The sequence below is a fragment of the Jingyaoa shaoxingensis genome (assembly GCF_014385005.1).
GTDB classification, from domain to species: Bacteria; Bacillota; Clostridia; order Lachnospirales; family Lachnospiraceae; genus Marvinbryantia; species Marvinbryantia shaoxingensis.
The window spans coordinates 1-5,450 of sequence record NZ_JACRSZ010000039.1 but is presented as its reverse complement, the minus strand read 5'-3'; the positions used below and the strand labels follow the sequence as shown (position 1 = coordinate 5,450).

Sequence of the window (5,450 nt, the reverse complement as noted above, 5' to 3'; positions counted from 1 at the left end):
GCTATTGTGTATACAATAGTTGAGATGGCAAAAGCGAATGATCTGAATACCTATAAATATCTGACATATCTCTTATCACAACGGCCAAACGATAAAATGTCAGATGAACAGCTGGAACAACTTGCTCCATGGAGCGAGACTGCGAAAATGAACTGTCAAAACTAAAATAAAGTAAAACGCTTGCATCTATCATTTTGGTGCAAACGTAATTTACGAGTAACGTAGCAATATTTTGCGCTTACGATTTGAAACCATCATATTCACTGTGATCGTCCATAATCTGCTTTACAATCAGCAGTCCTAAACCATGTCATTGTTCGGTAGTGTTTGTATCGCAGACCATATAATGTGGTGTGAGATTGAGTTTTTCTATTTGTTCATCAGAAACGCCTATACCGTTATCTTCAACGCAGACGATACAGTTGTTATTATTCATGGAAACTGATGCATAAATCGTACAGCCATCACAGTAGCTTCCGAATATGGAAAAGACAGTTGCTTTTCTGTGTTCTTACAAAATTTTCTGTGTTCTTACAAAACTGTAAGAACTAATGTAAATGTCAAACCACTCGCCTAGTCTGAATTGTGCATTTATGAGGTACTCTAAAAAACACGAAAAAACTAGCTAATTTTTTAGAGGAGGACTGAAACATGGATCAATCAATTCATGATGTAAGACGCAGCAACTGGTTGAATATCGTAAATGAATGTCAGCAAATGCCGGCAAATATGACGGTGAAGCAATGGCTCGCTGACAATGGTATCAAAGAAAAATCTTATTATTACTGGCTCCAAAAGTCCCGCAAAGAAGCGTATGGGCAAATGCGGATGCCGCCAGCCGCCTCATCTTCAGAAATCACGTTTACTGAGATCCCTGTTCCGCTAAACAAACAGGAAGAACTGCTACATCCCTTACAGGAATGCTCATATGCCATAAAGTAACAACAAGAATTTGATAGATAGCAGCCCCACAATTCCGAATTTTGAAGATATTTTACAAGCCTTATGAAAATCCAAGTGATACAATGAGCGTTGGCAAGGAGGAATAGCACATGAGAAAAGAAATAAAGACGGTAGTCTATGATGATGAACTCCGTTTGGAAGCCTACCGTTTTGAAGGTGTTGTGCAGCCGTTTCCCAACCATTTCCACGAATATTATGTGATAGGTTTTGTAGAAGGAGGAGAACGCTGTTTATCGTGCAGAAACCAAGAATACACAATCGGCAAAGGCAATGTCATTCTGTTCAATCCGGGCGATAGCCATGCGTGCATTCAGACAGATGACGGTACATTGGATTACCGGGGATTTAATATCACAAAAGAAGTCATGCTGGATTTGGCAGAAGAAGTCACAGGGAAACGGGAACTGCCGGGATTTTCGCAAAATGTAATTTGTGATGAAGAAATCACTTGCTATTTGCGACCACTCCATGAACTTGTAATGAACGGTTCGCTTGAATTTGGAAAAGAAGAAAGTCTGCTTTTCATGTTGTCGTTGCTTATTCAACGATACGGACAGCCTTTTGAAGAGTGTATTCCCGAATGTCGGGAAGAAATCGAACAAGCCTGCGCTTTTATGGAGGAACACTTTACAGAACGCATTTATTTAGACCAGATATGTTGCCATGCTGGATTAAGCAAATCTACCTTGTTACGGGCTTTCACCAAATCAAAAGGAGTCACTCCTTATTGCTATTTGGAAAATATCCGTATTGGAGCAGCAAAAAAATTGTTAGAGCAAGGAGTGGCTCCTATTGAAGCAGCTTTGCAGACGGGATTTTCCGACCAAAGCCACTTCACAAATTACTTTAATCGTTTTATTGGTTTAGCTCCCGGTGTTTACAGGGAAATATTTCTGAAAGGCGATGGGACGGGAGGTGAACAACATGGCGAATAGTACAGCGAAAGGTCATTTGGCGGCTTTGGTTACTATTCTGATTTGGGGAACAACATTTATCTCCACAAAAGTACTATTAGTAGATTTTCAACCGATAGAAATACTGTTTTTCCGATTTTTGATGGGATTGTTGGCTTTGATGATTGTCTATCCCCACCGATTGAAAGGAACGACAATTAAGCAAGAGAGTGTTTTTGTTGCAGCGGGGTTATGTGGAGTGTGCCTATACTATTTGCTGGAAAATATCGCCCTTACATATACAATAGCTTCAAATGTAGGCGTGATTATTTCAGTTGCCCCCTTTTTTACAGCTATTCTGTCTCACTTATTTTTGAAGCAAGACGAAAAGCTGCGGGCAAATTTCTTCATTGGATTTATTGTTGCAATGCTGGGGATTGGGTTAATCAGCTTTAATGGTGCCTCCTTGCAGCTTAATCCTATCGGTGACTTATTAGCGTTGCTGGCTGCGTTTCTATGGGCGTGCTATTCTATTCTCACAAGGAAGATCAGCAGCTTTGGCTACAATACGATTTTGACAACCCGGCGAGTGTTCTTTTATGGCATCCTGTTTATGATACCGGCGTTGTTTCTGTTTGACTTCGAATTGGATTTGAGCCGGTTCGCAAACATGACCTATCTGCTGAACATTCTGTTTTTGGGATTAGGAGCGTCTGCACTTTGTTTTGTCACATGGAATTTTGCTGTAAAAATATTAGGAGCAGTTAAGACGAGCATTTGCATTTATCTAGTTCCTGTTATAACCGTAGCAGCTTCGGTTCTGATTATTCACGAACCCTTTACATGGATAACAGGGATTGGAACTATTTTGACATTAGCAGGGCTGCTTATTTCCGAAAAAAAGCATATAAGAAAAGAGGTTGAAAGTAATGGATTTACAGAATGAAAAATGCGTTATGGTAATTGATGAACACTTGCCATTGGGGATTATAGCAAATACGGCAGCAATTATGGGAATTACATTAGGAAAGAAAATGCCGGAAGTAGTTGGTGCAGATGTTACCGACAAAACAGGAAATGATCATTTAGGCATTATTGAATTTCCTGTTCCTATTTTGAAAGGTAATGCCGAAAGCATAAAGGCAATCCGTGAAAGACTTTATGAACCAGATTTTTCCGATTTAACAGTAGTTGATTTTTCCGATTTGGCACAAGGCTGTAAGACCTATGATGAATTTATAGAGAAAATGAAAGAAGTATCTGAAATTGATTTGAACTATTTAGGAATCGCAATTTGCGGTTCAAAAAAGAAAGTAAACAAATTAACAGGTAGTATGCCACTACTGCGATAGTTTGGATAGCAAAGCCAGCCGAGCCAGTCAACAGTCAAGAATTATAGATGAAGTCAGAGAATAAAAGTATACATTTCGTTTCATCGTATAGAGAATGAAATCAAAAAAGAATGTAATTATTAAAACAAAACACCGTCAGTAATTACGAGCTGGCGGTGTTTCCTTTATCGGCTGTCTCTGTTAAAGGATTTCTTTCTCTGTCTGAGAGCAGACGGGGCGTATGAAGCACCGAGTACGGCAGGGATTATGTGCAGGGCAGCAAAAAATCATTAAATCTACGGAGATGTAACATTCTGCGGACATTTTCCTGTTATACTATTTGTAAAAAAGCGAAGGAAGTGAGGATATGAAGCAGATTTTAATTGTCGAGGACGACAGTTTTTTAAATAAGATGTTGACCTATAACCTGACCGCAGACGGCTACGATGTGACTTCTGTTCTAAACACCAGAAACGCAGCCGATGCCATCCGCCAGCGGGAATTTGATTTAGTGCTGCTGGACATCAATCTGCCGGACGGTAACGGGTTTGAACTGTGCAAGTTAATCAAGCCTCAGTACCCGGACACCATTGTGATTTTTCTGACCGCCAACGATCAGGAGAGCGACCAGATACGGGGCTATGAGATGGGCGCAGTGGACTACATCACAAAGCCCTTTGTGATCGGGGCATTGCAGCGGAAAATTAAAGCCATGTTCGCCATGCTGGAACACCATAGACCGGCAAAAGATATTTACAACGATGGACGGCTGTTTCTGGACTTTTCGGAGCAGACGGCTTCTTTGAATGGAAATCCCCTGATTTTATCTCCAATGGAGTACAAAATGCTGAACCTGTTCCGTAAAAATCCCCGGCAGGTACTGACTCGTGGACAGCTTTTGGAAAAACTGTGGGATATAGATGAGAAATATGTGGATGAACATACTTTGACAACCGCCATTAGCCGACTTCGCAACAAAATCGAATCCGATTGCGGAGCACCCTATATCAAGACCGTGTATGGTATGGGATATCAATGGACGGGAGGTGAGATAAAATGAAGTATAAGAACCTCTCGGTAAAGAAAATGTTTGGGTGGGTGGCACTGGGGCTTATCCTCTCCATGTCCGGAATCACCATAGCCATGTTCCTTGTGACAAAACAGACGATAGTTCTGCTGACAGGTGGGGCATTGCTGCTGTGTGCATTTGTAGGAATGTTCGTATTGACGCAGGCGTTTGGAAAGCGGCTATCACAGTTTACCGCTGAGCTGTGCCAGACCTTAGACCACATGATTGCTGGGAATGAAGCACCAAAACGCCCAGAGGACAGCGAAACCCAGCTTGCAAGGATTGGACACCGGCTTGCAAGGCTTTATCAGATTATGCAGAAAAACCGCCGTCTTGTGGACGAGGAACGGCAGGAGTTACAGGCTCTTGTATCAGATATTTCCCATCAGGTGAAAACACCGGTAAGCAATCTGAAAATGGCGACGGATACATTGCTGGAGAGGCCCATGCCTGAGTCAGAGCGTATGGACTTTATCTGGGGAATTCGCAACCAGACGGATAAGCTGGACTTTCTCTTTCAGGCTTTGGTGAAAACTTCACGGCTGGAAACAGGTGTAATTCAGTTGGACAAGAAACCGGGCCGACTTTTTGACACCGTGGCACAGGCTATGAGTGGAATCGTGTATGCGGCAGAGAAAAAGAAAATTGCCGTGTCAGTGGACTGCCCGGAGAATTTGACGATTTCCCATGAAAGCAAGTGGACGTCCGAAGCTCTTTTTAATTTGCTGGACAATGCGGTGAAGTACACTCTGGCAGGTGGGAAAATTACGGTGTCGGTGGTACTGTGGGAAATGTATGTGGAAATCAAAGTAGCCGACACGGGAAAGGGTATTTCCGAAAGCAATCAGGCGGCTATTTTCCGGCGCTTCTATCGTGAAGAAGAAGTACATGAACAGCAGGGCGTGGGCATTGGTTTGTATCTGACCCGGGAGATTGTAACGCAGCAGGGCGGCTATATCAAAGTGGTTTCAGAGCCGGGCAAGGGTTCAGAATTTTCCATTATGCTGCCGATAAAATAGAATGCAGTTTCAATGAAATTTTTTGACAGCTGTAACATTTTGCGGACATTTGATGTTAGAATATAAATAGTACAAAATAAACATGACCATTTTCAATAAATATTATATGATAGTCATAGATCAAGAGAGGAGAATGGTTATGGCAAGAGGTACAAGGTATTCACAAGAGTTTAAG

General features: G+C 41.9%; 7 protein-coding genes. All 7 read left to right on the top strand.

Annotated features, from left to right (window positions below):
• On the top strand, positions 1-165 hold a 165-nt coding region (locus tag H8716_RS17215; RefSeq protein WP_249310182.1), incomplete at its 5' end, for a transposase domain-containing protein.
• Positions 166-651: 486 nt separating this feature from the next.
• Positions 652-942 (top strand): hypothetical protein, encoded by a 291-nt coding sequence (locus H8716_RS17210; RefSeq protein WP_118699241.1) that lies wholly within the window; start codon positions 652-654, stop codon positions 940-942.
• Between the two features lie 110 nt (positions 943-1,052).
• Entirely contained in the window at positions 1,053-1,898 is an 846-nt protein-coding gene (locus H8716_RS17205) for a helix-turn-helix domain-containing protein (RefSeq protein ID WP_128867690.1), read from the top strand.
• The gene (locus tag H8716_RS17200; protein ID WP_118699243.1) at positions 1,888-2,802 is read left to right on the top strand and encodes a DMT family transporter; all 915 of its coding nucleotides are present in this window, start codon (positions 1,888-1,890) and stop codon (positions 2,800-2,802) included. The genes H8716_RS17205 and H8716_RS17200 overlap by 11 nt, the downstream gene beginning before the upstream one ends.
• A complete protein-coding gene (locus tag H8716_RS17195) occupies positions 2,786-3,208 on the top strand; it encodes a DUF2000 domain-containing protein (protein ID WP_118699244.1) in 423 nt (140 codons plus the stop codon). The genes H8716_RS17200 and H8716_RS17195 overlap by 17 nt, the downstream gene beginning before the upstream one ends.
• Positions 3,209-3,554: 346 nt before the next feature.
• Positions 3,555-4,247, top strand: coding sequence for a response regulator transcription factor (locus H8716_RS17190; RefSeq protein ID WP_118699245.1), 693 nt, complete (start codon positions 3,555-3,557; stop codon positions 4,245-4,247).
• Positions 4,244-5,275, top strand: a complete 1,032-nt coding sequence (locus H8716_RS17185) for a sensor histidine kinase (RefSeq protein WP_249310181.1) — start codon at positions 4,244-4,246, stop codon at positions 5,273-5,275. Before H8716_RS17190 ends, H8716_RS17185 begins: the two co-directional genes overlap by 4 nt.
• Positions 5,276-5,450: the final 175 nt, after the last annotated feature.

Coding starts and splice junctions, on each gene's coding strand:
- H8716_RS17210 (WP_118699241.1), top strand. CDS start 652: ATGGATCAATCAATTCATGATGTAAGACGCAGCAACTGGTTGAATATC.
- H8716_RS17205 (WP_128867690.1), top strand. CDS start 1,053: ATGAGAAAAGAAATAAAGACGGTAGTCTATGATGATGAACTCCGTTTG.
- H8716_RS17200 (WP_118699243.1), top strand. CDS start 1,888: ATGGCGAATAGTACAGCGAAAGGTCATTTGGCGGCTTTGGTTACTATT.
- H8716_RS17195 (WP_118699244.1), top strand. CDS start 2,786: ATGGATTTACAGAATGAAAAATGCGTTATGGTAATTGATGAACACTTG.
- H8716_RS17190 (WP_118699245.1), top strand. CDS start 3,555: ATGAAGCAGATTTTAATTGTCGAGGACGACAGTTTTTTAAATAAGATG.
- H8716_RS17185 (WP_249310181.1), top strand. CDS start 4,244: ATGAAGTATAAGAACCTCTCGGTAAAGAAAATGTTTGGGTGGGTGGCA.